At 35.6% G+C, this 1,107-nt stretch carries 1 protein-coding gene and 1 pseudogene; both read left to right on the top strand.

Features of this window, described 5'->3' with window-relative positions:
- A pseudogene (locus BBH99_RS11945) lies at positions 1-428 on the top strand (alpha/beta hydrolase); the annotation flags it as partial.
- Between the two features lie 198 nt (positions 429-626).
- Positions 627-1,107, top strand: a 481-nt coding sequence (locus tag BBH99_RS11940) for a J domain-containing protein (RefSeq protein WP_066695838.1), incomplete at its 3' end; no start/stop codon positions are given.

Raw genomic sequence — 1,107 nt, 5'->3', positions numbered from 1 at the left:
AGAGGAAACCTAATACTGATCCTGCATTGTATGCTCTCAAAATAAAAAAACAGATTGATCGTCTGATAAAAAAGGGCATTAAAGCTGAAAATATTGCAGTAGTTGGAACTTCTCAAGGGGGCTATATCGCTCAATATGTTTCTTATTATCAAAAAAATCCACAGCTGAAATTTGTTTTTATCGGAGCTAGTTTTAAAGATGATTCTCTGGAGAAAGATCCGGATTTCAGGTTGTATGGGAAAATACTTTCTATTACGGAAAAATCAGATGACGGGCATATCCCTTTGTCTCAGGAGCAGCGATTTATCAGATCGAATATAAAGAATTTTAAAGAGATTGAGCTTAATACAGGACTGAACCATGGTTTTCTATTTAAAGCTCTTGATGAATGGATTATTCCGACCAAAGAATGGATTTATGATAAGTAACTGCTTAAAAGTGTCAGATAAATTTAAAAAATGAATATATATTCTCGCAGATAAAATCCTTCTCCTTAAAGCATAGAGATTCTCAATTTCTTTGCACCATTGCGTTTTCCAACAATGTAGAGTAAACTTTGAAGCAGTGGCTATTTTCCACCAAACACAAAGCAAAAAGAAAATAAATCCCTATTTTTGTATTGCTCAATGAAAGACTACTACTATTTTCTCGGCATATCCCAGGATGCTTCAGATGAAGACATCAAAAAAGCGTATCGCAAGCTCTCTCTGAAATATCATCCTGACAAAAATGATAACGACGATTTTTTTGCAGACCGTTTCCGTGAAATTCAGGAAGCATATGAAACATTAAGCGATCCTTCCAGGAGGAAGACTTATGACCAGAATTTAGAAAGTCATCAAAGAAGTTTCAGATACAATATTCCACCTGCCATAAAGACTTTTACAGCCAATAAAATTCACGCGAAAAAAGGTGAAGAGATTATCATCAGCTGGCAGACCAGTAATGCTGATGTGGTGAAGGTTCTGCCTTTTGGGCTTGAAAAACCTTATGGAGAAAGGATCTTTAAGATCACAGAATTTAAAGACGGGAAATTCCAGTTATTGCTTCATGCAACCAATTCATTATTGCATAAAACCGTAGTTCAGGGAATTACCATTACCGAGG

This window comes from Chryseobacterium contaminans (genome assembly GCF_001684955.1).
In the GTDB taxonomy this organism is placed as follows: Bacteria; Bacteroidota; Bacteroidia; order Flavobacteriales; family Weeksellaceae; genus Chryseobacterium; species Chryseobacterium contaminans.
This window is presented reverse-complemented; position numbering and strand designations above follow the sequence as displayed.